Below are 25,558 nucleotides of genomic sequence, written 5' to 3' on the forward strand. Positions count from 1 at the left end.
GTAACGGCGATCCGGCCTAGCGGTTGTACGCCACCATGTAACGCAGGAACGCATCCGCCTCCAGGGGGCGGGCGATCAGGTAACCCTGCGCCTGCGACCAGCCATGCGCGCGCAGCCATTCCAACTGCTCGGGTGTCTGGACGCCCTCCGCCGTCATCGTCATCGCAAAGGCGCGTCCCATTTCGCACGCCGCGCGCACGATCGAATCCGATTGGGGCGATCGGCCGATGTCATCGACGAAGCAGCGATCGAGCTTCAACTTGTCGAAACGGAAACGACGCAGATAGGAGAGCGAGGAATAGCCCGTCCCGAAATCGTCGAGCGCGATGCGAACGCCATGTCGGCGCAGGCGATGCAGCTTTTCCATGGTGCCGTCGCTGTCGCTCATCAGGATCGACTCGGTGATTTCCAGCTCCAGCCGCTCCGCCGCCAGCCCCGATCGCGACAGCGCGGACAGCACCCGCGACGGCAGCAGGTCGTCGCGCAACTGCACGCCCGACAGATTGACCGCGACGGTCGCATCGCCGGGCCAGTTCACGGCATCGCGGCACGCCGTCGCCACGACCCAGTCGCCGATCGCCACGATCTGGCCGGTCTCCTCGGCCAGCGGGACGAAATCGGCGGGCAGCACCTCGCCACGGGTCGGATGATGCCAGCGGAGCAGCGCCTCGGCCCCCGTGATCCGACCGGATTTCAAATCGAGCAGCGGTTGATAGACCAGCCGCAATTCGTCACGCGATAGCGCCGCTTCCAGATCATATTTCATGACCTGGCGGTCGCGCACGCGCGCCGCCATCGGGCAGTCGAAGACGCGGATCGTTCCCCTTCCCGCCTCCTTGGCGCGGTAGAGCGCGATATCGGCCGATTTGAACAGCTCGTTCGCCGAGCCTTGCGCCTGGACCGAGGACGCCACGCCGATACTGGCCGCCAGCCGGATCGCCGTATCCTCCAGCGGGAAGGGCGCGGCGAAGCAGGCCAGCAGCCGATGCGCCAGCGCGATCGCGCTGCCCCCCGCCGGATCGGGCCAGTGGATGACCGCGAACTCGTCACCGCCCAGCCGCGCGAGCACGTCCCCCTCCCCCGTCACCGACCGGAACCGCTCGGCGACCGCGCACAATACCGCATCGCCGACCGGATGGCCCAGCGTGTCGTTGACCTCCTTGAACAAATCGAGGTCTAGCATGAGGACATCGACCGGCCGTTCGGTCCGCCCGGCAAAGGCGCTTTCCAGCACCTGGTTGAACAAGGTCCGGTTTGCCAGCCCGGTCAGCGGGTCGCAATGCGCCAGCCGGACGAGCCGCTCGCGGTCGCGTATCCGCCTGGTGATATTGCGAAAGAAGATCGCCAGTCCCTCGGCGACCGGACAGGCGTGGATATGCAGCCAGATATCGGGGTCGGACAGGTGCATCTCGAACCGCTTGGGTTGGCCGGTCCCGATCGCCACCTTCAGGCGCTGGGCCAGGTCGCTCTTGCGATACTCGGCGAAGCGATCCCAGACCGCGTCGCCGACCGCCGCCGCGCGGAACGGGCGAAAGAATTTGGACGCCCGCGCATTCAGATAGGTGATCCGCCAGTCGCGATCGATGACGACCACGCAATCGGTCGTGCTTTCCAGCACGTTGCGGGTAAAGGCCGCGCTTTCGCTCAGCGCCTGCTCGGCCATGACGCGATCATGGATATCCTCGATCGTGCCGTACCAGCGATAGATCGAACCATCCTCCCCCAGACGCGGGGCGGAGCGGGTGTTGAACCAGCGATAGGCCCCGTCCTGCATCCGCACGCGCGCATCGACCCCCGTCGAGGCTCCGGTCGACAGGGCCCGCTGCCACGCCGCGGCGATGACGGGCAGGTCGTCGGGGTGAACCGCGCTGGTCCAGCCCTCGCCCAATATCTGTTCGGCCGTCCGCCCGGTCAGGGTCAGCCAGCGCGGGTCCACCTCGCGGATGCTGCCGTTCGGATCGGCGGTCCAGGGCATCTGGCGGCTCAACATGCGGGCATGCGCGCCATGATCCGCCAGTTCGTGCAGTTCCCGCCGCGTCTCGGCCAACTGATCGCGCAGTCGGGCGGTGGTGGCGGCGCTCTCCGCCTCACGCTGCCACAGGGCCGCCGCATCCGCCGCCAGCCGTTCGAGCAGCGCCGACGACCGCGCGTCCCAACGCCGTGCCCCCCGATCGCCGAGCGCCAGCACCCCCGCGCATCCGCCATCCGCGCGCATCAGCGGTGCCGCAGCCCGAAAGGCCGTGGCGCCGCCGTCTTCCTGCACTCCGACCACTTTCACCGCGCGACGACGCATCACCTCGTCGTGCAGAACGCGTTCGTCATCCCGATCCTCGCCCCGCGATCCGGCGACGAGGCGATACTCGCCCCCCTCTTCCAGCAGGACAGAGGCATGGGGCATGGCGAAAAGCTGCCGGGCCAGCGCGCAGAAGCGGGAAAGCGCCGTGCCGCCGTCCACGTCCGATCCGTCCATAGAGCATGCAGCCAAGAGGCGATCCTGGTTCCAAGAAAAGCGGGAGAAAGGGTCAGGTCCGCCCGAGGCCGAGCGAGACGGCCGTCTCCATAAACTATGTTAACACAGAATGCCGCATCGCCATTTGCGGCCGAAAGGGCCGGTTTGTCCCACTCGGGGGCAGGCCGCCCGCCATTCGGGCTTAGTGGTGCGCCGCCGCCACCTGCGCCACGTCATTGGCCGCAGCCGGTCCGGCGGCCACGCGCAGGGGATCGGCCATCAGTCCGGGTGCGGGGCGTCCGTAGAGGAACCCCTGCCCCAGCTGACACCCCAGGTCGCGAAGGCACAGCGCCTGTGCCTCGCTCTCGATCCCTTCGGCGACGACGACCTTGCCCAGGCCGGTGCCCATGCCGACGATCGCCCGGACGATCGCCATCGTCCCTCCCTCGGACTGCTCGATGCTCGACACGAAGGAGCAGTCGATCTTGATCCGGTCCACCGGCAACCGGCGGAGATGCACCAGCGAGGCATAGCCGGTGCCGAAATCGTCGAGCGCGATCGTCACGCCCGCATCGTGCAGGATACGGAGATTGGCCAATATCGTGTCCGCCGTCCGGTCGAGCATCACCCCTTCGGTCACCTCGACGCACAGCCGCGACGCCGCGATACCGTGATGCGCGAGCCGGTCGAGGACATTGCGCGCCGAGCGCGGGCCCGAGAGCTGGGCCGAGGTGAAGTTCACGCTCAGCACGCCCATCCGCTCGCCATGCTCGCGCAGCTGGAGCAGCGCGAGTTCGAGGACATGTTCCTGGATGCGCAGGCCGATCCGCTCCGCCACCAGCACGTCGGCGAAGCGATCGGGCGCCATCAGGCCGTAACGCGGGTGGTTCCAGCGGAGCAGTGCCTCATAGCCGCAGATCCGCGTGGTCTCCAGCGAGACGATCGGCTGGAGGTACAGCTGGAACTCGCCTCGCTGGAGCGCGGCCTCGACATCGCTGGTGAATTCCAGCTGCAGGTCGCGCAGGCTGCGCTGCAAGGGGTCGAACCGGATATAGCGCGCGCGCCCGAGCCGCTTGGCGGTATAGAGCGCCAGATCGGCATTCTGATACAGCATGTCGAGCGCGTCGGCATCGTCCGGATAGCGCGCCGCGCCGATGCTGAGCGACAGGGTGCAATTGCTGTCGGTCGGGTGCCAGCGGTCGCCCTGGACGGTCATGATCGCCTCGGACAGCGCGGTTTCGGCCTCGACCGATCCGGGGCACAATATGGCGAATTCGTCGCCGCCGATCCGCGCCACCCGGACATCGGGCAACAGCCGGGTGGCCTGGGACAAGGCCGAGCCGACGCTGAGCAGCAGGGCATCGCCGCTGGCATGGCCCAGCCGGTCGTTGACGTCCTTCAGATAATCGACGTCGATCAGGAACAGGCTGAACGGGACATGGCCCTTGATGAGGTCGTTGGCATGCTGCTGGAACGCCGCGCGGTTGCCCAGCGCGGTCAGGAAGTCGGTATGCGCGGCGATCCGCAGCGTCTTGGTCTCCGCCATGTCGACCTCGCGACGCTGGCGGGCGAGTTCGAGCTGGTGGCGGATCAGGCGGAACCGGTCGGCGATCGCCAGCGACAGGACCAGCGCCTCGAAGGCCAGCGCGGCGAAGGTTGCCAGATCGACTAGGTCGTTCTGCGGTGCGAAGCCCAGATTGCGCGTGAGGCGCAGCAGGAACAGGCAGATGACCGGCCCCCAGCCGATCATGTAGAACCAGATGACCCGGCTGCCGCGCCGCACCGCGATGCCACACGACAGCGCGATGATCGCCGAGGTTCCCGCGATGACATAGTTGAGCAGGCGGTCGGTGAGGATGACCGGAAACCACATGTCCGCCGCCGCCACGAAGCCCATGACCGCCCCCGCCACGGCCAGCACGCGCCCCGCCCGGACGAAGCCGCGCGGCAATATCCCCTCCTCGATCACCGAGAAGAAGAACATGTTGCACGCCGCCACCATCAGGCCGACCAGCACATAATCCAGCCGGAACGCCACCGGGCCCACCAGTTGCGGCACCACAAAGGCCGCCGCATTGGTCCAGACCAGCCCATAAGCGAGCGAGACGGAAACCCAGAGCAGATACCAGCGCTGAAACGCCAGACGCCGCCCGGTATGGATGACGAGATTGTAGAGAAAGGCCGAGAGCAGCGTCCCGGTGAAGAGCCCGATCAGCAACAGCCACTTCACCTCGCCCGTGGTCAGCGCCGAACCCGGCATCGCCACGACCTTGCGCATCAGCGACAGGTCGTCGATTCGCCGAAAGCCCAGATACAGGCCGCGAATGTCACGACCGGGCACCGTCATCGGGAATTTCAGCAGCCCCCCCGGCGCCCAGTTGCCCCCCAGGTCGGAGGACGACCAGCTCCGGCGCGTCATGCCCCGGTCGGTCACGGTCATCACCGCGATGCGGTCGAACCGCACCTGGTCGACCAGCAGGCTCCACGGCGAGGCCAGCCCCCCAAGATGCGACGGGTCCAGCCGCAGCCACAGCCACTGGTCGCTGTCGGTCGGGGCATCGGCGCCGCAACGATAGGCCGCGGCGGCGATCGCGGCATCGCCCGCCATGTCCGGCAGCGCCGCGCTGCACACCGAGCGATGGAGATCGACGCCGGCGGCCGACGCAATTCCCGGCGCAAGGCCAATCAGGACGGCCAGCATGACCAGCCGCAGCGCTTTGAACATGGACAGCAATTTTTGCGGCCCCCACCGCCGATCGATAACGAACCGTCATTAAATTGGACATCTTAACAAAGATGAAAGCGCGTCCTATCACGCGGCGTGCCAGGGTTGCTAGGCCGGATTGCCCGAAGAAAACCGGGACATACCGGGTGACCTTGCCCCATGGCGAGACTATCAGGCGCCCTGCGACGCGGCCGAGGACGGGCTGAGGCTGCTCGGCCATAACATGCCGCCCGAGACGGGCGAAGGACAGGACCAGACGTAATGACGACGACCACCGCGCTTCGCCCCGAGGCGCACTTGCGCACCGACTGGACCCGCGCCGAGATCGCCGCGCTGTTCGACCTGCCCTTCACCGAGCTGCTGTTCCGCGCGGCCGAGGTCCACCGCGCGCATCATGCCGCCGACGAGGTGCAGCTGTGCACCTTGTGCTCGATCAAGACCGGCGGCTGCCCCGAGGATTGCGGATACTGCTCGCAGAGCGCCTCGGCCGAGAGCGACGTGAAGGCGGAAAAGCTGATGGACGTGCAGGCAGTGCTGGCGGCGGCCGCCGAGGCCAAGGCGGCGGGATCGCAGCGTTTCTGCATGGGCGCGGCCTGGCGGTCCCCGAAGGAGCGCGACATGGACAAGGTCGTCGCCATGGTCGAGGGCGTGAAGGCCATGGGGCTGGAGACCTGCATGACGCTGGGCATGCTCGACGCCCCCCAGGCGCAGCGGCTGGCCGCAGCGGGGCTCGACTATTACAACCACAATATCGACACTTCCCCCGAGAACTACGCCAACGTCATCACGACGCGCTGCTTCGAGGACCGGCTGGAGACGCTGTCGAACGTGCGCGAGGCGGGCATTTCGGTGTGCTGCGGCGGGATCGTCGGCATGGGCGAGAGGCGGGCTGACCGCGTCGGCTTCGTCCATGCGCTCGCCACCCTGCCGCGCCATCCGGAAAGCGTGCCGGTCAATGCGCTGGTGCCGGTCAAGGGCACGGTGCTGGGCGACATGCTCGCCGATACGCCGCTGGCGCGGATCGATGACATCGAGTTCGTCCGCACGGTCGCGGTCGCGCGCATCACCATGCCGATGAGCATGGTCCGCCTGTCCGCCGGGCGCGAGAGCATGTCGGCGGCGACGCAGGCTTTGTGCTTCCTGGCGGGGGCGAACTCGATCTTCACCGGCGACAAGCTGCTGACCGCGGGCAATGCGGGCGACGATGCCGATGCGGCGCTCTTCGCCAAGCTGGGCCTGAAGCCGATGGAAGGCGCAGAACCGATGCGGGTCGCGGCGGAATAATCCTCGAGCCCCCGGCGCAGGTCGGGGGCCACCGCCGCTCACCCCTGACGCAGCGCCCAGGCCGGAGTCGCGCGGCTGGCGCGCAAGGCCTGCCCCAGTACGGTCGCCACGGCGATGACGATCGCCCCCAGGCTGGGCGCGGCGAAATGGAGCGGCGACAATGCGATCCGGTCGCCGAACCCCGCCAGCCACAGGCGCAGCGCCCCATAGGCCAGCGGCCAAGCCAGCAGGTTCGCGATCAGGATCGGCCGGAGGAAGCGGAGCAGCAGCAACCGGACGATATCCGCCGACGACGCCCCCAGGGTCTTGCGGATACCGATCTCCCGCACCCGCCGCGCGGTGTCGAACGAGGCAAGGCCCCATAGGCCGACACAGGCGATCAGAACCGACATGGCCGCCCCGATCGCGAACAGGCGGGCCGCCCGATCGTCGCTCGTATAGAATTCCGCCAGCCGCTGGTCGGCGGTCCGCGCGTCCAGCGGTATCTGGGGCGCCAGCCGACGCCAGGTCGCCCGCACCCGCGCCAGCATGACCGACGCGTCCCCGGTGTAGCGGATGGCCGCGATCGCATTCGGCGGCCCGTCGCGCTGATATTGATAGAAGGTGACCATGTCGGGCGCGCGGGGCGAGCCGAAGCGCAGCTGGTCGATCACCCCGATGATCGTCCGGGGATTGCTGCGCCCCACGTCTTGCCGATCGCCTCCGCCGGGCTGCGGAAACCCAGCGCGCGGTCGCGGCATCGGGAAAGCGCAGATAGGTCATCGCATCGACCGTGCCCCATTTGTACCAATCCCACCGCGCGGGCGGCGGCTTGCGCGGCATCGGGATCAGGATCGAGATTTGCAGGTCGCTGTTCCGGGGCAGATCCTCAAAGATCCCCGCGACCCGATAGCTTTCTGGGGTATCGACCGCGATGGTCAGGCTCTGCCCGATAGGGTCGGCATCCCCGAACAGCCTGCGCGCCTCGGTCCGGCTGAGCAGCGCGCCGGACGGCTCCGCCAGCGCCCGCCGCCCGTCGCCGCGCAGCATCGGCAGGTCGAAGACATCGAAGAAGCCCGGATCCACTTGCGCGACATCGGCGACGATCGCATCGCCCTGTCGCACTATGCTGCCCCCCTGTCTGCCGCCCCGGATGCGCGTACCGACCAGCGCCGGAAAATCCTGCCGCATCTGTTCGAACAGGCCCGCCATCGTCATCGGATAGGCGCCATTGAAAGGACTGCCGGGCAGATGCAGCTCGGTCCGGACGAGATAGATATGCCGATGATCGGGAATCCATCGCTCGAAGCTGCATTCGAAACGGACATAGAGCCCCAATACCAGGAACACCGCGATCCCGACCGCCAGCCCGCCGATGTTGAGCAGGGCGTGCCCCATATGGCGTGTCGTCGCCCGGTAGAGCGCGGTCAGGGCCAAGCTGTTCATCGACGCCTCTCCGTCCGAAACCCGATCCTTTCGCGGGCCGGGCGTGCCCTGTCGCCGCCCCTTGCACGTCCCGGATGATCGGTCATCATGGATGGAGTGTCACTGTCCAGCGCCGGAAACGCCAACCCCCTATGAACAAAGACTTCTCCTGTCCGGCGCCGACCCATGGCCAAACAGGACGGAACATTATGTCCGCCGACGGACAGTCGCCCGACCTGTCAAGCCCATGGACGATATTGCTGGTCGAGGACGATCCGGTCGTGGCGCGGGCGACCGATATCCTGTTTCGGCTGGCCGGGCACCGGCTGGACATCGCCGCCGATCCCCAGGCGGCCTATTCGCTGCTCGCGCGGCGTCGCTATGACGCGATCCTGCTCGACATGAACTTTTCCGCCGGTCGGACGAACGGCGAGGAAGGTCTGTCTTGCATCGCGCGGATCATGGCCGAGGACCCCGATGCTCGGATCATCGTCATCACCGCGCACAGCGGCATCCGGATCGCGGTCGCCGCGATGCAGGCGGGCGCGCGCGACTTCCTGATGAAACCGTGGCGCAAGGACGATCTGCTCGCGAAGTGCACGGCCGCGATTGGCGCGCGTGGTCCCGCCGCAAGTCCGTCCGTGGATCGATCGGGTGGCGGCCTCATGCTGCTGGGCAATTCGGTCGCCATGGAAAGCATGCGCGCGACGATCCGGCGGGTCGGGCCGACCGTCGCCAATATCTGCGTCACCGGCCGATCCGGATCGGGCCGCACCCTGGCAGCCTTGGCGGTCCATGCCGCGTCGCGCGAGGCGGACCGCCCACCGCTGCGGATCGACCTTCGCGATCCGGACCAATGGCCGTCGCTCGACGGCGCGCACAGCACCCTCCTCCTGCGCCACCCGGACCGGCTGGACGCGGTGGCGCAGGCGCGACTGCTCGATCGGCTGCCGCCCGGATCGCGGTGTATCAGCGTGGCGGACGGGCTGGGATCGCTGACCCCCGCGCTGCACCGGCGCCTTTGCACCCTGGAGATCGCGGTGCCGCCGCTCCATGCGCGGCGGGACGATGCGGTGGTCCTGGCGCGTCATTTCGCCCAGGTCGCGGCAGAGGCCTATGGTCATGCCTCGGTCCGGCTGACGCCCGCCGCCGAAGCGGTCTTGGCCGCGACCGACTGGCCCGACGAGGTGCGCGGGCTGGCGGCGGCGGTCGAGCGCGCGGTCCTGCTGTCCGATGACGGGGTGATCGACGCAGCCGCGCTCCGCCCCGTCGGCCCCCTTTCGCCGTCGGTCGCGACCGACGCGGCGCCCGCCTTCCGCCTGGAGGATGCCGAACGATCGATGATCGAGGCCGCGTTGAAGGAGCATCGGCACAATATCTCGCGCGCAGCCTCGGCCCTGGGGATCAGCCGGGGGACGCTCTACCGACGCATGGCACAGCATGGTCTCTAGCGCCGGGCGATCGGCGATCGCGACGGCGCTGTCCCTCGCCATGGCGGGGGCGGCCGCAAGTCTGGCATGGGCGCATGGGTTGTGGCTAGCCGTGGCCGGCGCGTTGCTCGCCATCGCATGGCTGACGCTGCGCAGCCTGCTGGCGACCAGGCGCCCCGCTATCGCCGCACCGCCGACCGCCAGCGAGGCGGATCGCGAGGCCCTGGTCCACGGCGCATTGCTCGACGCCTCCCCTACCCCCTTGCTGCTGGTCGATGGAGGGGATGCCCGCGCGCTCAACCGCGCCGCACGCCGCCTGTTCGATACCGCTGACCGTATCCTGCCGCCCCCGCCGCCCCTGTTCGATCGCGAGGCCACGCATCTCCGCCATGCCGGACGAAGCTGGCGCGCCGACCGTGTCGAACTCGGCACGAAATCCGTCGTCGCGCTGGTCGATGTCGAGAGCGAGGAGCGGACGGCGGAGGCGCGTGCCGGGGCCGAGATGATCCAGGTGCTGGGCCATGAGCTGCTCAACGGCCTGGTGCCGATCGTCTCGCTCGCCGAATGCGGGCTCGCCGCGATCGAGGCGAAGGGCGACGAGCGCCATCTCCTGCCGGAAATCCTGACGACCCTCGCGCGCCATGCCGAAGGGTTGCAGCGCTTTGCCGAGACCTATCGGTCGCTGGCCCGCCTGGCCCCGCCGGTCAAGCAACCGGTCCGCCTGAACGACCTGATCGAGGATCTGGCGCGGCTCTTCGCCAGCCGCTGGCCCGACGCGGTCCTGACGATCGCGATCCCTGTCCCCCGGACCGGAATGGTCGATCGCGACCAGCTTGCCCAGGCGATCTGGGCACTTCTGCAAAATGCCGTCGAAGCGGTGGACGCCGACAGGGCGGCGGTGACCGTGTCGGTGAGTGGACAGGACGGGCTGGTCGCCATCGACGTCACCGACAATGGGCGAGGCATTCCCCCCGACCAGGCCACCGCCATCTTCCGCCCCTTTGCCACGACCAAGACCCATGGCACCGGCATCGGCCTCAGCCTCGCGCGCAGGATCGCCCAGGCGCATGGCGGTTCGCTCGACCTTCTGGCCCTGACACCCGCCACCTTCCGCCTGCGGGTGCCGGGTGCGTAACCCCTACTGGCGGTCATGCCGGGTCGGGTGATGGCCGATAAGGAATGTCCGCCGCGTTACGGCTCGCGAATATCGGGAAAGCTGTAAGCCGACGGTTCGTCCTCCGCCGTTCCGGTCGCGAACACCGCGACGTCGTCCTGCATCACCTCCAGCCGCGCCCAACGGTCCCACCCGATATGGATGAAGTCGGGCGGGCCGAAGACACGTATGGCGCGGACATATTCCTCACCGCGAAAGCCGACGAAGTGAAGCGCCATCCGCCGGGCTCAGCCGCCCTCGCGCCGTGCACCGGCGATCATGCGGCGTGCGATCGCGCGCACCGCCGCATCATCCTTGTCCACGCCGTCCGCCGGATCGCCGAGATGGTCGAGGCTGTCCTCCAGGAAATCGAGCAGGCCGGGATGCTGTCGCTCGACATATTCCATCGTCTTGAACAGCAGATGCTCGGTCGCGATCTCGCGACGGCGGGTCTCGGTGGCAATATCGGTCATCCTGTCCTCCTGTCGGTCAGCGGTTCGGGCGGGCGAAGAGGCGGGACACGCCGAACCCGGCCAGCGCGCCGATGCCCGCAAGGCCACCGCCGACGCCCAGCTTGAGCAGATCGCGCTGCCGCGACGTGAAGAACTCGAGTCGATGGTCGATCGCTCGATCGGTCGAGTCGCCGTCGATCCGCGCAGGACCGGCGACCGGCTCGTCGAGATTGCCCGGCTTGTTGCTGGCCGGGGCACCCAACTGGTCCTTGGCGAAGCCGCTCGCCTGCCGATCGGCGAAACCGGGAGCCAGCGACTGGGCGATCGCCATCTGGATGGTCGATCGGCCGACCCAGATTTCACGCTCCGGCCTGTCGATCGCCGACAGGATCGCCTCCGCGCAGACACGCGGATCGAACAGCGGATCGGGCAGCACCTGCTCGCGCCCGGTATGATTGCGCGCCCAGCCGGGCTGCGGCGTGTTGACGGCGGGCAGATAGACGACGGTCAGCGTCACCGGCACCTTGTCGGCGATCAGCTCGGCGCGCAGCGCGTCGGTGAAGCCCGAGACGGCGAACTTGGCCGCGCAATAGGCGGCCTGAAGCGGGACCGCCCGGATGCCAAGCCCCGACGAAACCTGGATGATAGCCCCGCGCCGCCGCGGTTTCATATGCCGCAGCGCGGCCAGCGTGCCATGGACCTGACTGAGATAGGTGGTCGCGGTGACGCGCTGATATTCCTCCGCACTGATCCGGTCGGCGGGCGCAACGACCGTCGACATCGCATTGTTGACCCAGGCTTCGATGGGCCCCAACTCCCGCTCGATCCGGTCCGCCGCCGCATCGACCGCCGCCGCATCGGCAACATCCGCGCTGATCGCCAGAACTCCGCCGCCATGCTTGACGAGCATGGCTCGCGCCTCCTCCAGCCGCGCCGCATCCCGCGCGATGATCGCGACATTCCATCCGGCCTTCGCCAACGCCTCGGCCGTCGCCAGGCCGATACCCGCGCTCCCACCCGTCACCACCGCCGTTCTCGTCATCGCCAGTCCTTCCCGTTGCGTGGGTGGGACGCGCGTGGAGAGGGTTGGTTGCCGCGAAAAATGCGCGATGGTGATGCGGCAGGAAGGCGGGGTGATCTACGTATTTATCATGCCATTGATATAAAGCACTTTTAGTCGCCTGAGCAGATAGATCGGTTCATGGCGGAATAACAGCTATGTGAAGACCATCGGCCCGACCTCTGCCCCGTTCAGCCATTACTGGCGGATCGTCGCGGATCTGGGCGGGGGCCGGACGGAGGTGTTCTGGGGTCACGCGAAATCGCGGAAAGAAGCCATGGCGCACGACGCGTCGCTGGCGGAAGCGGCACGCAAGCGCGGCTGGGTGGGCTACAGATTCGAGGTGGTGGAATTGGCGGAGAGCCAGGATCCGCCAGCGGTGCTGCCGCCGAGGGGCGGCGGGCGGCGTCGCTGAGGCGTGAACGCGCCAATCCGCCACCGGCTGTGCCGTGGCGGTTTCGTATGGGGTGATGTGGGTAAATATGGTTGCGGGGGCAGGATTTGACCGCTGCAGAACCCGGTTTTCAATTTTGAGTGCCGCATCGGATCATTGCCAGGGTAGATACCTTCCCATTCATGCATCTAGGTGTTCAGTCCCGGCATCTGGTGGATCGGGTTGACGATGAACCGGTCTGGCTCTGACGTCCAGATCTTGGCGATGTATTCGTAGGGCGTGAGCCCGCTGAGCGTCTTGAGCCGGCGGGCGAAGTTGTAGGCGGCCATGAAGTCGGCGAGGTGTGTTCGCAACTGGTCGTGGCTCTCGTAGTGGAAGCGTTTGACGGTCGCCTCCTTGATGGTGCGGTTCATCCGTTCGACCTGTCCGTTGGCCCAGGGATGGTTCGGCTTCGTCAGACGGTGCTCGATGTCGTTTGCCTCGCAGATCATGTCGAAGCGCATCTGGCGCGACCAGGCGGTGTTCCGGTTGCGGGGCTGCTCGGCGAACTGGATGCTGTTGTCCGTCAGAATGGTGTGGATGCGGTACGGCACGGCTTTCAGCAGGTACTCGAGGAACTCCCACGCCGTGCGCCTGTCAGCCTTATCGACCCGCTGCGTGACCGCGAATTTGCTGGTGCGATCGATGCCGACGAACAGGTACAGCTTGCCCTCGGCGGTCTGCACCTCTGCGATGTCTATGTGGAAGAAGCCGATCGGGTAGCGCTTGAACCGCTGCCGCTTCGGTTTGTCGCCTTCGATGTCCGGCAGGCGGGAGATCCCATGCCGCTGGAGGCATCGGTGCAGCGCTGAGCGCGTCAGGTGCGGGAGCGACGGTTGCAGGGCGTAGAGGCAGTCCCCCGCCTACGCGGGGGCAGGCCAGCGGCAGCAGCGTGTGCCGCCGGAACGCCACAACCATTGCCTCCGCCGCCTCGGACAGGGTTGCATGCGTTCGTCCATGATGTTGCGAACATAGGCGCTAATCATGAAGTTAGCCTTCTGTTCAGAAAACTGGGACCACCTCTGTATGACCCTCGCCGCATCGATCACGTCCGCAGCGAGATATCCCGGTGGCAGGTTGGTCGTCCACCTATTTCCTTCGCTGCTGTTTGGTACCCGACCGACAGGCTAATCAGCGTAGTGATGACCAGACCGCTGGCGACGTTGAGTGATCGCGGTTAATGCAAACCCCTCATTTTTGCCGTTTTGACAAGGCCGAAGCAGTTGGAATCGTGTCGACGTATCGGTCCCAATGCTCTAGCAGTTCGTTCACGACAGGCGCGCCTACGCGATAGCTGGCTTCATACGCTGCGATTTGACCCAGCCCTTCGTCACTGACGCTGGCGACGGCGGACTTGCCGGGTGGGGGCATCGAGGGATTGCTACCCGTGCGAAGCACCATCACGCGCGCGGGATCGACCAGCTTCAGCTTTGCGCCGAGTTCGATCGCGCCCGCCAATGTCTGGCTTTCCATGTTGGTCATGGCGAACACGCCTTTGCCATGCGTCCACAACTTGACCCAGTCGCGTGCCCATTGCGTCCGGCCGGATCCGTGCCAGTAGCGCCGCGCCCCGAGTGTCTCACCCATCAGCACGAACGGAGGCCTCTGCGCATTGGGAAAGCCCTTCCAGGCGGCGCGCGCTTTCTGGAGGGCCGGGGTATCCGGAATCGTGATCGAGCGTGTTCGTTCAAAGGCCCAGCGGGCGAGGCCTTGATTCAGTTCGATCGCCATGCCCAGCCCGGCCGTGTCGTCACTGCCACCGAAGCTATTGCCGTTGTCCGGCAAGGCATTGGGCGCCGTCGCCCCTATCGCGAACAGTCCGTAGGGCCAGGACTTCGGAACCTCACGGTCGTCGAATTCGCGCAGCGTGTCGCCCTGCACGACCCAGCGTGCCCACGCCGCGCTGCCGACCGAGGCAAGCTGCGGATCGACGCCCGATATCCCGGTGAACAGCCAGTAGGTCTTCGAAAAATCGAACCGCGGATCCATCAGCAGTCCGATCAACTGCTGCCCGGCATCGCCGAACAAGGTTCCGGTGCCGCCCCAGACCATCCCGTACAGCCCGCGCGCATTGCGGCGCAGCGGGTGGACGCCACCGGGCAACGCGATGACGTCGTCGAGCTTCTCCCGTTCGGCCCACAGCTGGAATTCCCCCGGGATGTCGCCGGTGTCCTCCCCCGGTTCGAAATTGGCGATCACGATCACCTTGACCGGGATGCGCTTCGTGACGGGAAGCGGTGGCACTGTAGGTTCTTGAGCGGCGGCGACGGGGGAGGCGGTGAGCGCGAGCAGTACGGCGGCAAGGATCGATTGCATCGTCATCTCCCGATTTAAAAGTCTATCCGCGCGCCGACCCGCAGGCCCCAGACTGAAAAGCGCGCCTGGTTGGTTTCCACCGGTGCCGTGAACGCGGAGTAGCGATACTGTGCACAGGCGTTGGCGCCGCTGGCGACACAGGCAACACTGACGATTGGCGAATTTGTCGCCACCGTGCGGTACGATCCCCAGTTGTGATCGATCAGGTTGAGCACGTTTTCAAGGTCCGCGAACAGTTTGAACTTCGCTGGCACAAATGGGATAGGCATTTCCTGATCCACGTGCAGATCGACCTTGAACCACGTCGGTGCACGCATGCTGTTCTTGGCGATGACCCCCTTGGTCAGCCCGTTGGCAACGGCATATGCATGCAGCGAGTCATAGGTCGCCGAACTGTCGTACACGACCAGCGGATCCGCAGTCGCGCTGGACAGATCCGGCACGTACAGCAGCGCTCGCGTTGCGGTGTTCGTCGTTCCAAACACCACCGAACGGCTGTTGACGGATGCCGGATCGCGCATCGTCAGACTATAGGGATTGCCTGAGCGTCGTTCACCATACAAACTGAACCGGGTCTTATTGTCGCCGAAGAACGCATGATTGAAGTCGAGATTGAACTTTAGGCTGCCGCGGATTTCATATTGGCTTGTGCCGTAGGCGGATCCGTTCGGATCGACCGCAGCACTTGCACTGTAGAGTTCCGACGCCAGCGAGCCGTTGAGCGGCGCCAGTTCGGTGATATCCTGGAAGGTGTAGCTGGCACCTAGTCCCAAGCTCTTCCCGAAGCGTTTGTCGATGCGGGCGACGGCCACCAGCGAATGGCCCCGGTCAGTGTTTGTCAGCCGGAAATCGCTGTTAACCGTCGCGGTCGAATAGCGTGGGCGACCGTCTGGGGTCGTGCCGATTACTACCGAACGTAAGTCGGTGTAGATCGGCGCGTCCTTTACGACGCCATAGTATATGTCGCCGCCGATGCGCCAGCCATCGCCGAGGAAGCCAAGGTTGGCAATATAATCACCCGAGAGGCTGGTTTTCCACGTCGAGGCAGGCCGATAGTTCGCGGCCATCGATGCGGTGCCCGCATTGGCCAGGCTGGCGGTGTTCGTCCGTAGATAGTCGAGCACGGCGGGAGTGAACGTACGTCCGTTGACGCCGTCCAATGCCGCTGAACACAGTGCCGCAGCGACGTTACAACTGCCGTTCGCAAGCCGTTGGATGGTTATAGAATTGCTGACGACCCCGGTATCGGTAAAACTGCGCCCGATCAGCACGTCGGGTGTGCCGCCCTGAAAGAGCCCCCCGCCCGCGCGTAGCGTTAGCCGGTCACTCGCTCGCCATGTCGCCCCGATGCGAGGTTGCGGCACAAACTTGCCCTTGAAGGTGCTGGTATTGGTGAAGCCGTACCGCGCTTGGAAGAAGTTACTGTCCGCCGGTCGGTCCGACATATCGTACAGGTCGGCTCGGACGCCATAAGTGACGTTCAGCCGGTTGCTAACGTCCCAGCTGTCCTGCAGACCATAGGTGATTTGATTGTAGGAAAAGTTGCCGTACGCATCGGCGTTGTTGCCCGACACGGCCCCCGCCAACACCAGCGAGCTTGCCCGGCCGCTGCGCAAATCCGCGATAGAGTCGAAGTAATACGTCCCCAGCGAGTTGGCAATAAACTGATTTACGATGTCGTTTCGGTTATATCCAAAGTTTAACTTTACCGAATGCGCGCCAAATTCGCCCCGCAGTGTAACATCCGCCCCATAATTCTTGGTACGGACTACGTTGGTCTGGTTGAAACGAGCAGTGCCTACTACCAGGCTGGCGTTATCGGCAACGCCAGTCGTCCCGGATACGCAGTTTATCGGATTTCCAACCGACGACGGATCAAGACAGGTCGTTAGTTGCGCGAATCCTGCTTCGCCGGCTGGCAACCTCGGCGCATCATAGCTTCGGTAATTGACGCGGATTTCGGAATGGAAATTGTCGGACCAATCTGAATTAAGCTGTGCAATTGCCGCATCTGACTCTTGCGGGACTTTCGTTGCGTTGCTTGCCAGTGCCAGCGAGGGCTGGCTGACGGATACCGATCCGCCCCCCGCGCTCACATTTGTGTTCGAATTATGGATATACGTAAGCGCCAGACGCTGCCCATCGACGATATTCCAATCGATTTTAGCCGTATATTTCTCGTCAGTCTCGCGGACCGATCCAAGCACCCCCATTGCATCGTATTTATAGTTGGATGACAGGATCGAACTGACCGTGTCGATCTGCGATTGCGCAAGGCTGGGCACAACGTTCGGCGCGCCCGCCAGCCCGAAAGTCGCCGGGGTAGTCTCGCTTAACCGTTCATAGGCTAATGCGAAGAACAATTTGTCCTCGAAAACTGGTCCAGACAGAAACCCGCCGTAGCTCCGGCTACTAAAATCGAGGACGAGCGGGATTGCTCGCGTGCTGTTCCCGGTAAGGCCGTCGCTAGTGTAGGTGAAGAAGCCGTCACCGTGGAACTTGTTGCCGCCCGAGCGCAGAACGACGTTGATGGCGCCACCCTGAAAATCGCCCTCGGCAACGTCGTATGGCGCTACCTTGACCGACAATTGCTCGATCGCATCGAGCGGTACGGGACCGCGTGCGGTCGGCAGGCCGCCGGTGTTGAGGCCCAGCGTGTCACTGAAGCGCTGGCCGTCGACCGAAAATTTGTTGGTGCGTGCATTCGCTCCGGCGATGCTAATGCCGTTGTTGGTTGGGTCGATCGTCGCAAAGGGATCGCGCTTGGCAATGTCGCGAATGTCGCGTTTGACCGACGCAACGCCAGCGATCGCGGTGCGATCAAAGACTGAAATCGGGCCAGTTGACAATTGTGTCGCCTCGCCACGTTTGCTGCCTGTAACGACGATGTCGGCCCCGTCGCCAGGCTGGCTCAGTTCGATAGGCAGACGCAGCGGCTGACCGGCGGTCAGGCTGATCCCGGTAATTTCGAGCGGAGCATGTCCCGCTACCTCCACACGGACGGTGAACGGGCCACCCGGGCGCAGGCCAGTCGCGGCGAAAGTACCCGAAGCGTCCGTCCGGCTAGTCGCAGTGGTGCCCGACGGCACGTGGACGATGGTGATGTCAGCATCGGCGATGGCCATGCCGCCATCCGTCACTATTCCCCGGATCGCGGATGTCGTCTCCTGCGCATGGATCGCCGTAGCGGAACACAACGCCATCGCAAACAGGCCGGAACGATGAAGAACACGCATGACGAAGCCCCCTTTGACGGCAATGGATTGCATTGATCAGACGCGGAAAGAGCGTTCATTACCCTGCGTCGGATTTTCAGCGGTGCGCGGCTATGGGAGCCGATCTGCGTCGCTATCCCGGCCGTTCAATTAAGGAAGACCACGGGAAAAACAAAACGCAATGATTATCACAGATCGTTGCAAAAATGAGCGCAGCCCACGATCGTCCGCGAGTTTAGCATTACAGATGCGTTCTTGATCGTGTTCTGACTCAATGTGTCACCATGGCGAGGAGGTCGTGGTGACGGGAGCATCGATCGAGACAACGCTGGAGTTTTGGGCATCACCGCTGCGTAAGGTGAAGGCGCGGATGCAGTCCCTGTTCAGCCAAGCGTTCTGCTCCCAGCCAGTATGGCCCTTACAAGACGCTGTACAATCGATGGAAACGCTGGGGCAAGGCCGGTGTGTTTACGCGAATGATGGAAGGTTTAGCGGCAGCTGGCGCTGGGCCGAAAACGGTCATGATCGACGCAACCTACCTGAAGGCGCACCGCACGGCATTGAGCCTGTGGGTTGAAAAGGGGATCTCGGCCGACTGATCGGCCGCACCAAAGGCGGCATGAACACCAAGCTCCACGCCATCGCCGATGTGAACGGGCGCCGCTTGAGCTTCTTCATGACCGCTGGCCAGGTCAGCGACTATACCGGCGCGGCAGCCCTGCTCGATGACATGCCAAGCGCGCAGTGGCTGCTCGGCGACCGCGGCTACGACGCCGACTGGTTCAGGGGCGCACTCTATGCCAAGGGCATCCAGGCCTGCATTCCAGGCCGCAAGTCCCGCAACGAGCCAGTCCGGTACGACAAGCGCCGCTACCGGCGCGCAGGCGCATCAAGATCACGGTCGGTCGCCTCAAGGACTGGTGCCGCGTCGCCACACACTATGACCGCTGCCCAACCGTCTTCTTCTCCGCCATTGCCCTCGCTGCCACCGTCATCTGCTGGCTGTGATCAACGAGTCCTGACCCTGACGATTATGTATCGTTGATGCACGCCTGGATTTTGTCTTCCTATCACCGCCCCATGGCCATCATTCGACCGCCCTGCAAACGGCCACGTCGTCCGACGATCAGGTTGCGGCGTGTGCGCCCCTCGTCAATCTCCTTGGTGGCAGGGTCGTAGCGACCTGGCTTGATCCTGAGATTTCAGGCTATCGGCGCGACCGCCCCGGACTGAGAGGGTTGCTTGCGGCCGTCGAGGCGGGCGAGGTCGACCTCATTGTATGCGAGTCACTGGACCGGCTGGCGCGTGACGCGGAGGACGTGGCCTGGCTGGGCAAGAAACTGCCCTATCACCGCGTCCAGCTGCATACGATCAGCGAAGGCCGGGTCGATGAGATCAAGTTCGCCGTCGCGGGCCTGATGGGCGCGATCTTCCTCAAACACCTTGTCGACAAGACCCTGCGCGGCATGGAGGCGGCGGTCCTGGCAGGGCGTTTCCCTGGTGGACGCGCTTATGGCTACAAGCGCGTCATCCAGCTCGATGCGAAAGGCGAACTCGTCCGTGGGCTGCTCGCGATCGACGAGGCAAAGGCAGACATGGTTCGCCAAATTTATAAATGGTTCGCTGGCGGCCTGTCGTCCGTCGATATCGCCACCCGCCTGAATGCTGAGGGTATTCCAGCACCTCGTGGCGGGGAGTGGAATGCCTCGACCATCCGGGGCGACCACAAAAAGCTGGTCGGCATCCTTAACAACCCCCTCTACACGGGACGGCTTGTCTGGAAACGTTGAACCGCCCCGGGTTTGCCGGAGGCCGTGGGTTGTGAGTTACGCTGCCATATCCAGGTTCTCCGCGGCAGCATAATATTGCTTTTCGGCTTCGGCAGGCGGGATGTTGCCGATGGGCTCCAGCAGCCGGCGATGGTTGAACCAGTCGACCCATTCGAGCGTGGCGTATTCGACGGCTTCAAAGCTGCGCCACGGCCCACGCCTGTGGATCACCTCGGCTTTGTAGAGGCCATTGATCGTCTCGGCCAAAGCGTTGTCGTAGCTGTCGCCGACGCTGCCAACCGATGGCTCGATCCCGGCTTCGGCGAGGCGCTCGGTGTATTTGATGGAGACGTATTGGGCGGATTCAACCGGTCGTCGCAACGCTTCGAAAATGGAGGCGGACGATGGATATAAAGAAGCGGCGTTCGGACCGGTGCACACGGTCACAGTTGCGGTCTCCGGGACGGCCGCCAGTCGCCAATCGGGAAGAGCGTGAACTGTTCTGGCGGTATGTAGCTGCCGGGATGAGCAGCGAGGCGGCAGCGGTGAAGGCAGGAGCGTCACAACCGGTTGGCAGCCGCTGGTTTCGGGAGGCAGGCGGGATGCCACCGGCAGCGTTCAGGCCATCGGCGAAGCCCTTATCGGGCAGATACCTGTCGCTGGCGGAACGCGAGGAGATCGCGCTGTTGCTGGTTCAAGGGCATGGCGTCTGTGAGATAGCCCGCCGGCTCGGCCGTGCTGCCTCGACCATCTCGCGCGAGATCCGGCGCAATGCCGCGACGCGCAGCGGCAATTTCGACTATCGTGCGACGACGGCCCAGTGGCATGCCGAGCGGGCGGCACGCCGTCCCAAGGTCGCCAAGCTTGCAGCCAATGAAGGGCTGAGGCGCTGGGTGGAAGATCGGTTGAGCGGCGTCGTTGCCAGACCCGGTGGCCCGTCTGTCATCGGCCCGACGGTGGCATCATGGAAAGGGCGGCGACATGGACGGCGCCAGAACCGGCGCTGGTCAACGGCATGGAGCCCGGAGCAGATTGCCGGTCGTCTGCCCATCGACTTTCCGGACGACGACAGCATGCGCATCAGCCACGAAGCCATCTACCAGGCGCTGTTCGTGCAAGCCCGCGGCGCCCTGCGCCGTGACCTCACCGCATGCCTGCGCAGCGGCCGGGCTCTCCGCGTGCCACGGGCGCGGGTTGGTCAGCGCGGCAAGGGCTTCGTGACGCCGGAGATCATGATCAGCGAACGGCCCGCCGAAGCCGATGACCGTGCGGTGCCGGGCCATTGGGAAGGCGACCTCATCCTCGGGGTCGGCAGCTCGGCGATCGGGACGCTGGTCGAACGGTCGACGCGTTTCACGATGCTGCTCCATCTGCCCCGTATGGATGGTCACGACGCCAAGCCGCGTATCAAAAACGGACCGGCGCTGGCTGGGCATGGCGCCGAGGCCGTGCGGGATGCCATTACCCGTACCATCACCACCTTGCCCAGGGAGTTGCGCCGCTCGCTCACCTGGGATCAGGGCGCGGAGATGGCGCAGCACGCCCGTCTCAAGATCGATGCAGGCGTGCAGGTCTATTTCTGTGACCCCCAAAGCCCCTGGCAACGCGGCACCAATGAGAACACCAACGGGTTACTGCGCCAGTACTTCCCCAAGGGCACCGACCTCAGTGCACATAGCGCCGATACGCTCGCGGCGGTTGCAGCGACCCTCAATGATCGACCACGCAAGACGCTTGGCTGGAGAACACCGGCCGAGGCGCTTGACCAATGCCTCGCAAAGATCAAACATTACGGCGTTGCGACGACCGGTTGAATCCGCCTTGCGACCCACGGTCGCTATGATGGACGAGACCGCTTCGATGGGCCGGCCGGCGGTCATGAAGCGCTTGTTCCAAAGCATCGAGGACGAAGCTGGCATGCGCTGTCCTGCTCGCCCGCCAGCCGACGATGCGTCTCGCGTAAGTGTCGATGACGAAGGCGACATAGACGAACCCCGCCCAGGTAGCGACGTAGGTGAAATCCGACACCCACAGCATGTTCGGCGCTGGCGCGTAGAACCTGCGGTTGACGTGATCCAGCGGGCACGGCGCTGCTTTGTCGCTCATCGTCGTGCGAACCGGCTTGCCCCGGATCACGCCCTGTAGACCCATATCGCGCATCAGCCGCTCGATAGTGCAGCGGGCGACCGGGAAGCCCTCGCGCATCATCTGCCGCCAGACCTTGCGGACGCCGTAGACCGCGAAGTTCTCGGCGAACACACGCGCCACCTCGGGCTTGAGAACCTGATCCCGCTGTGCCCGCGCCGACAGGCGCATTGGATCCTGCCGCTGCGCGACACGCTCGAAATACGTCGATGGGGCGATCGGCAAGACGCGGCAGATCGGCTCGACCCCATAGGATTTACGGTGATCGTCGATGAAGGCGATCATCGCCGGAATGGGCGGTCGAGCTCCGCCTGGGCAAAATATGCGGATGCCTTGCGCAGGATCTCGTTGGCCTGTCGAAGCTCGCGGACTTCGCGTTCTAGCGCCTTCATCTTGTCAGCGACCTCGGTCGGAACGCCAGCGCGCTTGCCGCTGTTCACCTCCGCCTTCTTTACCCACTCATGCAGCGTCTGCGGAACGCAGCCAATCTTCTCGGCAATGGAAACTACCGCTGCCCATCGCGATGGGTGATCGCGCTCGTGATCCAGCACCATCCTTACCGCTCGCTCGCGGACTTCAGGCGCAAACTTGTTCGTCGTCTTACTCATACAGGCTCCACCTTCTCAGGAGTTGGAGCCTCCGACAAACCCGGGGCGGTTCACGTCGACACTGGCGACGCGATCCGGACTCGGAAAAGCGCGAACGGCGCTATCAGCTTCGAGACCCCAGCGAGTGGATCGAGGTGGCAGTCCCGGACCTCCGCATCGTCGATGACAGTGACTTCGAGGCGGTGCAGGCGGAAATGAACGCCCGCAAGCGCACCACCACGTCGCTGCCGCTGGCCCAGGGTAATCGCAAGAAGCATCTGCTATCCGGCCTGATCCGATGCGGTTGCTGCGGGTCCAACTACACGATCAGCGGCAAGGACTATTATCGCTGCGCCGGTCAGAAGGAACGTGGCACCTGTGACAACAGGCTATCGGTCCGCAAGGGGCCCCTGGAAGAGGCAAGCCTGACGGCTATCCAACACCGTCTGCTCACCGAAGACCATGTACGCCTGTTCATTGCGGAATATGAGCGCGAAGCCACGCGACTTGCGCGGATCGACAGCCATGAGGCTGACACGGCCAGGATCCGTCTGCAGCAACTCGAGCGCGAACTCGGCAATCTACATGAAAATCTGCTGGCGGGTATTGCAAGCCCTGCCCTCCGTCAGATGATCGACGAACGGGAGACGGAGAAGGCCCGCCTGATTTTGCGAAACGCTACCGTCGACAGAGGGGTGGCTTCGCAACCCCCGCTTCCAACGCCATTCGTTCTGCAGGCTCAGTTTCGGGCGCGGATCGCCGCCCTGCGCACCACGCTGGAAGATCCTGCGGTCCGCGGGCAGGCCGCATCAATCATGTCGCGGCTTATCGAGAGCGTGACGATCTATCCGGATGAACCGGGGGGTCCCGCAGCGGAGGTAGCGGCCAGCGTAGCGTCGCTGATGGCGTATGCCCTAAACGACAACGCCGCCCGTGAGGGCGGCGTATCGAGTTCTATAGCGGTGGTTGCGGGGGCAGGATTTGAACCTGCGGCCTTCAGGTTATGAGCCTGACGAGCTACCGGGCTGCTCCACCCCGCGATTGAGCTGAGCCGCACGGCGGCACGCTTCATGCGTGGTGTCGTGGGGCTGAGCGCCCCGGGCTGAGTGCCCGAGGAAACAAGTGAATGGGTTTTTGTGTATACGCGGACTATAATGCCTGGCGACGCCCTACTCTTCCACTGCTTGAGCAGTAGTACCATTGGCGCAGTCGGGTTTCACGGCCGAGTTCGGGATGGGATCGGGTGGGACACCGACGCTATGGCCACCAGGCAATAGAGTCCGCGAATACTGACCCCGCTTTGTGGGCGGGGTGATGGGTATAAAATCGATGCACCTGGCTTGATAATGACCGCACCCTTTTGCCGTCAGCCCAGGGCTGATGGTGGGGGTGTGGAGCTCTCAAGCGCGAATAGGACAATTAGTATCGGTTAGCTCCATGCGTTACCGCACTTCCACATCCGATCTATCGAGGTCGTGGTCTTCGACCGTCCTGAGAAATCTTATCTTGAGGGAGGCTTCCCGCTTAGATGCTTTCAGCGGTTATCCCGTCCGTACATAGCTACCCTGCTGCGCCGTTGGCACGACGACAGGTACACCAGAGGTACGTTCAACCCGGTCCTCTCGTACTAGGGTCAACTCCTCTCAAATTTCGACGCCCACGGCAGATAGGGACCAAACTGTCTCGCGACGTTCTGAACCCAGCTCACGTACCACTTTAATTGGCGAACAGCCAAACCCTTGGGACCTGCTCCAGCCCCAGGATGTGATGAGCCGACATCGAGGTGCCAAACAACCCCGTCGATATGAGCTCTTGGGGGTTATCAGCCTGTTATCCCCGGCGTACCTTTTATCCGTTGAGCGATGGCCCTTCCACGAGGGACCACCGGATCACTATGACCGACTTTCGTCTCTGCTCGACTTGTCAGTCTCGCAGTCAGGCTGGCTTATGCCATTGCACTCTAACAGCCGGTTTCCAACCGGCCTGAGCCAACCTTCGCGCGCCTCCGTTACTCTTTAGGAGGCGACCGCCCCAGTCAAACTACCCGCCACAGAGGGTCCCTGTACCGGTTTCACGGTACGAGGTTAGACATTAAACAACAACAGGGTGGTATTTCACCTATGGCTCCACATCGGCTGGCGCCAATGCTTCAAAGCCTCCCACCTATGCTACACAGTTCTTGTCCAATGCCACTCTGAAGCTGCAGTAAAGGTGCACGGGGTCTTTCCGTCTAACCGCGGGTACTCCGCATCTTCACGGAGAATTCAATTTCGCTGAGCATGTCCTGGAGACAGTGGGGAAGTCGTTACGCCATTCGTGCAGGTCGGAACTTACCCGACAAGGAATTTCGCTACCTTAGGACCGTTATAGTTACGGCCGCCGTTTACCTGGGCTTCATTTCAGAGCTTGCACTCCTCCACTTAACCTTCAGGCACCGGGCAGGCGTCAGGCCCTATACGTCGTCTTGAAGCCGACTTAGCAGAGCCCTGTGTTTTTGCTAAACAGTCGCTACCCCCTGGCCTGTGCCCCCCATGAGAGCTTGCGCTTACATGGGGCCTCCTTCTTCCGAAGGTACGGAGGCAATTTGCCGAGTTCCTTCAGGACACTTCTCTCAAGCGCCTTGGTATACTCTACCTGACCACCTGTGTCGGTTTCGGGTACGGTCTATACGGTGGGGCTATTTCCCGGGACCTCTTCGAGGCACGTCCAATCCGATAAGGACGTACAACACACGAGATCCGTCACACACCACCAGGCCCACGAATATTAACGTGGTTCCCATCGACTACCCCCTTCGGGCTCGTCTTAGGGGCCGGCTCACCCTGCGCGGATTAGCCTTGCGCAGGAACCCTTGGTCTTTCGGCGAGAGGGCATCTCACCCTCTTTATCGCTACTCATGTCTGCATTCGCACTTCCGATACCTCCACGACCCATTACCAGATCGCTTCGCAGGCTTACGGAACGCTCCGCTACCGCGTGTACAAAGTACACACCCTAAGCTTCGGTGCGTGTCTTGAGCCCCGTTACATCTTCGCCGCAGAAACCCTTGTTTAGACCAGTGAGCTGTTACGCTTTCTTTAAAGGATGGCTGCTTCTAAGCCAACCTCCTGGTTGTTTTGGGATTTCCACATGCTTT

At 64.2% G+C, this 25,558-nt stretch carries 15 protein-coding genes, 1 tRNA gene, 2 rRNA genes, 5 pseudogenes and 1 other annotated feature (1 of these 24 only partly in view); of the genes and pseudogenes, 8 read left to right on the forward strand and 15 right to left on the reverse strand.

The window, feature by feature from the left end; translation table 11 throughout:
* Window positions 1-16: 16 nt before the first annotated feature.
* Both QE360_RS17160 and QE360_RS17165 read right to left on the reverse strand, forming a co-directional pair.
* On the reverse strand, window positions 17-2,470 hold the full coding sequence (locus QE360_RS17160; protein WP_309703525.1) for an EAL domain-containing protein: 2,454 nt from the start codon (window positions 2,468-2,470) through the stop codon (window positions 17-19).
* Between the two features lie 181 nt (window positions 2,471-2,651).
* The gene (locus QE360_RS17165) at window positions 2,652-5,174 is read right to left on the reverse strand and encodes an EAL domain-containing protein (RefSeq protein ID WP_309703529.1); all 2,523 of its coding nucleotides are present in this window, start codon (window positions 5,172-5,174) and stop codon (window positions 2,652-2,654) included.
* Between the two features lie 261 nt (window positions 5,175-5,435).
* Between QE360_RS17165 and bioB the strand changes: the two genes are divergently transcribed.
* On the forward strand, window positions 5,436-6,458 hold the full coding sequence (bioB, locus tag QE360_RS17170) for a biotin synthase BioB (RefSeq protein WP_309703532.1): 1,023 nt from the start codon (window positions 5,436-5,438) through the stop codon (window positions 6,456-6,458).
* Between the two features lie 38 nt (window positions 6,459-6,496).
* Here bioB and QE360_RS17175 read toward each other — a convergent pair whose 3' ends face one another.
* A complete protein-coding gene (locus QE360_RS17175; RefSeq protein WP_309703534.1) occupies window positions 6,497-7,144 on the reverse strand; it encodes an FtsX-like permease family protein in 648 nt (215 codons plus the stop codon).
* Window positions 7,145-7,328: 184 nt separating this feature from the next.
* Window positions 7,329-7,883 (reverse strand): annotated as a pseudogene (locus QE360_RS17180) (ABC transporter permease); the annotation flags it as partial.
* A 188-nt stretch (window positions 7,884-8,071) separates the two neighbouring features.
* On the opposite strand from QE360_RS17180, the gene QE360_RS17185 reads away from it, so the two are divergent.
* Both QE360_RS17185 and QE360_RS17190 read left to right on the forward strand, forming a co-directional pair.
* Entirely contained in the window at window positions 8,072-9,313 is a 1,242-nt protein-coding gene (locus QE360_RS17185; protein ID WP_309703535.1) for a response regulator, read from the forward strand.
* The gene (locus tag QE360_RS17190; RefSeq protein ID WP_309703537.1) at window positions 9,303-10,427 is read left to right on the forward strand and encodes an ATP-binding protein; all 1,125 of its coding nucleotides are present in this window, start codon (window positions 9,303-9,305) and stop codon (window positions 10,425-10,427) included. Before QE360_RS17185 ends, QE360_RS17190 begins: the two co-directional genes overlap by 11 nt.
* Before the next feature lie 56 nt (window positions 10,428-10,483).
* On the opposite strand, the gene QE360_RS17195 is transcribed toward QE360_RS17190, so the two are convergent.
* Genes QE360_RS17195 through QE360_RS17205 form a run of 3 tightly spaced genes read right to left on the reverse strand, consistent with a single transcriptional unit; the run spans window position 10,484 to window position 11,939 of the window.
* Window positions 10,484-10,684: a hypothetical protein gene (locus tag QE360_RS17195; protein ID WP_309703539.1), complete on the reverse strand. Its 201-nt coding sequence runs from the start codon at window positions 10,682-10,684 to the stop codon at window positions 10,484-10,486.
* A 9-nt stretch (window positions 10,685-10,693) separates the two neighbouring features.
* Window positions 10,694-10,918, reverse strand: a complete 225-nt coding sequence (locus QE360_RS17200; RefSeq protein WP_309703541.1) for a hypothetical protein — start codon at window positions 10,916-10,918, stop codon at window positions 10,694-10,696.
* 16 nt (window positions 10,919-10,934) lie between these two features.
* On the reverse strand, window positions 10,935-11,939 hold the full coding sequence (locus QE360_RS17205) for an SDR family oxidoreductase (protein WP_309703543.1): 1,005 nt from the start codon (window positions 11,937-11,939) through the stop codon (window positions 10,935-10,937).
* A 151-nt stretch (window positions 11,940-12,090) separates the two neighbouring features.
* Here QE360_RS17205 and QE360_RS17210 point away from each other — a divergent pair, with 151 nt between their 5' ends.
* Window positions 12,091-12,372, forward strand: coding sequence for a hypothetical protein (locus QE360_RS17210; RefSeq protein WP_309704221.1), 282 nt, complete (start codon window positions 12,091-12,093; stop codon window positions 12,370-12,372).
* A 167-nt stretch (window positions 12,373-12,539) separates the two neighbouring features.
* On the opposite strand, the pseudogene QE360_RS17215 reads toward QE360_RS17210, so the two are convergent.
* From QE360_RS17215 to QE360_RS17225, 3 genes and pseudogenes are all read right to left on the reverse strand, one after another.
* Window positions 12,540-13,332, reverse strand: a pseudogene (locus QE360_RS17215) (IS481 family transposase); the annotation flags it as partial.
* 249 nt (window positions 13,333-13,581) lie between these two features.
* On the reverse strand, window positions 13,582-14,706 hold the full coding sequence (locus tag QE360_RS17220) for a purine nucleoside permease (protein WP_309703545.1): 1,125 nt from the start codon (window positions 14,704-14,706) through the stop codon (window positions 13,582-13,584).
* Between the two features lie 14 nt (window positions 14,707-14,720).
* A complete protein-coding gene (locus tag QE360_RS17225) occupies window positions 14,721-17,942 on the reverse strand; it encodes a carboxypeptidase regulatory-like domain-containing protein (RefSeq protein WP_309703547.1) in 3,222 nt (1,073 codons plus the stop codon).
* A gap of 377 nt (window positions 17,943-18,319) precedes the next feature.
* Between QE360_RS17225 and QE360_RS17230 the strand changes: the two are divergent.
* Window positions 18,320-18,929: pseudogene (locus tag QE360_RS17230) on the forward strand (IS5 family transposase); the annotation flags it as partial.
* A 92-nt stretch (window positions 18,930-19,021) separates the two neighbouring features.
* Window positions 19,022-19,711 carry a recombinase family protein gene (locus tag QE360_RS17235; RefSeq protein WP_309704224.1) on the forward strand — a complete coding sequence of 230 codons (690 nt, stop codon included), beginning with the start codon at window positions 19,022-19,024 and terminating at the stop codon, window positions 19,709-19,711.
* A 36-nt stretch (window positions 19,712-19,747) separates the two neighbouring features.
* On the opposite strand, the pseudogene QE360_RS17240 reads toward QE360_RS17235, so the two are convergent.
* Window positions 19,748-20,050, reverse strand: a pseudogene (locus QE360_RS17240) (integrase core domain-containing protein); the annotation flags it as partial.
* A gap of 44 nt (window positions 20,051-20,094) precedes the next feature.
* Here QE360_RS17240 and QE360_RS17245 point away from each other — a divergent pair.
* Window positions 20,095-21,504: an IS30 family transposase gene (locus tag QE360_RS17245; RefSeq protein ID WP_309698497.1), complete on the forward strand. Its 1,410-nt coding sequence runs from the start codon at window positions 20,095-20,097 to the stop codon at window positions 21,502-21,504.
* A gap of 7 nt (window positions 21,505-21,511) precedes the next feature.
* Here QE360_RS17245 and QE360_RS17250 read toward each other — a convergent pair.
* Window positions 21,512-22,443 (reverse strand): annotated as a pseudogene (locus QE360_RS17250) (IS3 family transposase); the annotation flags it as partial.
* Window positions 22,046-22,162: a sequence feature (AL1L pseudoknot), on the reverse strand. Its footprint overlaps the pseudogene before it by 117 nt.
* Window positions 22,444-22,637: 194 nt before the next feature.
* Between QE360_RS17250 and QE360_RS19155 the strand changes: the two are divergent.
* Window positions 22,638-23,429, forward strand: coding sequence for a recombinase zinc beta ribbon domain-containing protein (locus QE360_RS19155; protein ID WP_405052685.1), 792 nt, complete (start codon window positions 22,638-22,640; stop codon window positions 23,427-23,429).
* On the opposite strand, the gene QE360_RS17255 is transcribed toward QE360_RS19155, so the two are convergent.
* The 3 genes from QE360_RS17255 to QE360_RS17265 form a co-directional block, all read right to left on the reverse strand.
* Window positions 23,386-23,462: transfer RNA gene (locus QE360_RS17255), tRNA-Met, on the reverse strand. The genes QE360_RS19155 and QE360_RS17255 overlap by 44 nt on opposite strands.
* Before the next feature lie 116 nt (window positions 23,463-23,578).
* Window positions 23,579-23,693, reverse strand: a 5S ribosomal RNA gene (gene rrf / locus QE360_RS17260).
* 128 nt (window positions 23,694-23,821) lie between these two features.
* Window positions 23,822-25,558 (reverse strand): 23S ribosomal RNA (locus tag QE360_RS17265) (it continues 1,085 nt past the right edge of the window).

Source organism: Sphingomonas sp. SORGH_AS_0789, from assembly GCF_031453055.1.
Lineage (GTDB): Bacteria > Pseudomonadota > Alphaproteobacteria > Sphingomonadales > Sphingomonadaceae > Sphingomonas.

Excerpts from the sequence above, each read along its gene's own strand:
- QE360_RS17160 (WP_309703525.1), bottom strand. The coding sequence starts at position 2,470 with ATGGACGGATCGGACGTGGACGGCGGCACGGCGCTTTCCCGCTTCTGC.
- QE360_RS17165 (WP_309703529.1), bottom strand. The coding sequence starts at position 5,174 with ATGTTCAAAGCGCTGCGGCTGGTCATGCTGGCCGTCCTGATTGGCCTT.
- bioB (WP_309703532.1), top strand. The coding sequence starts at position 5,436 with ATGACGACGACCACCGCGCTTCGCCCCGAGGCGCACTTGCGCACCGAC.
- QE360_RS17185 (WP_309703535.1), top strand. The coding sequence starts at position 8,072 with ATGTCCGCCGACGGACAGTCGCCCGACCTGTCAAGCCCATGGACGATA.
- QE360_RS17190 (WP_309703537.1), top strand. The coding sequence starts at position 9,303 with ATGGTCTCTAGCGCCGGGCGATCGGCGATCGCGACGGCGCTGTCCCTC.
- QE360_RS17195 (WP_309703539.1), bottom strand. The coding sequence starts at position 10,684 with ATGGCGCTTCACTTCGTCGGCTTTCGCGGTGAGGAATATGTCCGCGCC.
- QE360_RS17200 (WP_309703541.1), bottom strand. The coding sequence starts at position 10,918 with ATGACCGATATTGCCACCGAGACCCGCCGTCGCGAGATCGCGACCGAG.
- QE360_RS17205 (WP_309703543.1), bottom strand. The coding sequence starts at position 11,939 with ATGACGAGAACGGCGGTGGTGACGGGTGGGAGCGCGGGTATCGGCCTG.
- QE360_RS17220 (WP_309703545.1), bottom strand. The coding sequence starts at position 14,706 with ATGCAATCGATCCTTGCCGCCGTACTGCTCGCGCTCACCGCCTCCCCC.
- QE360_RS17225 (WP_309703547.1), bottom strand. The coding sequence starts at position 17,942 with ATGCGTGTTCTTCATCGTTCCGGCCTGTTTGCGATGGCGTTGTGTTCC.
- QE360_RS17245 (WP_309698497.1), top strand. The coding sequence starts at position 20,095 with ATGGATATAAAGAAGCGGCGTTCGGACCGGTGCACACGGTCACAGTTG.
- QE360_RS19155 (WP_405052685.1), top strand. The coding sequence starts at position 22,638 with ATGAACGCCCGCAAGCGCACCACCACGTCGCTGCCGCTGGCCCAGGGT.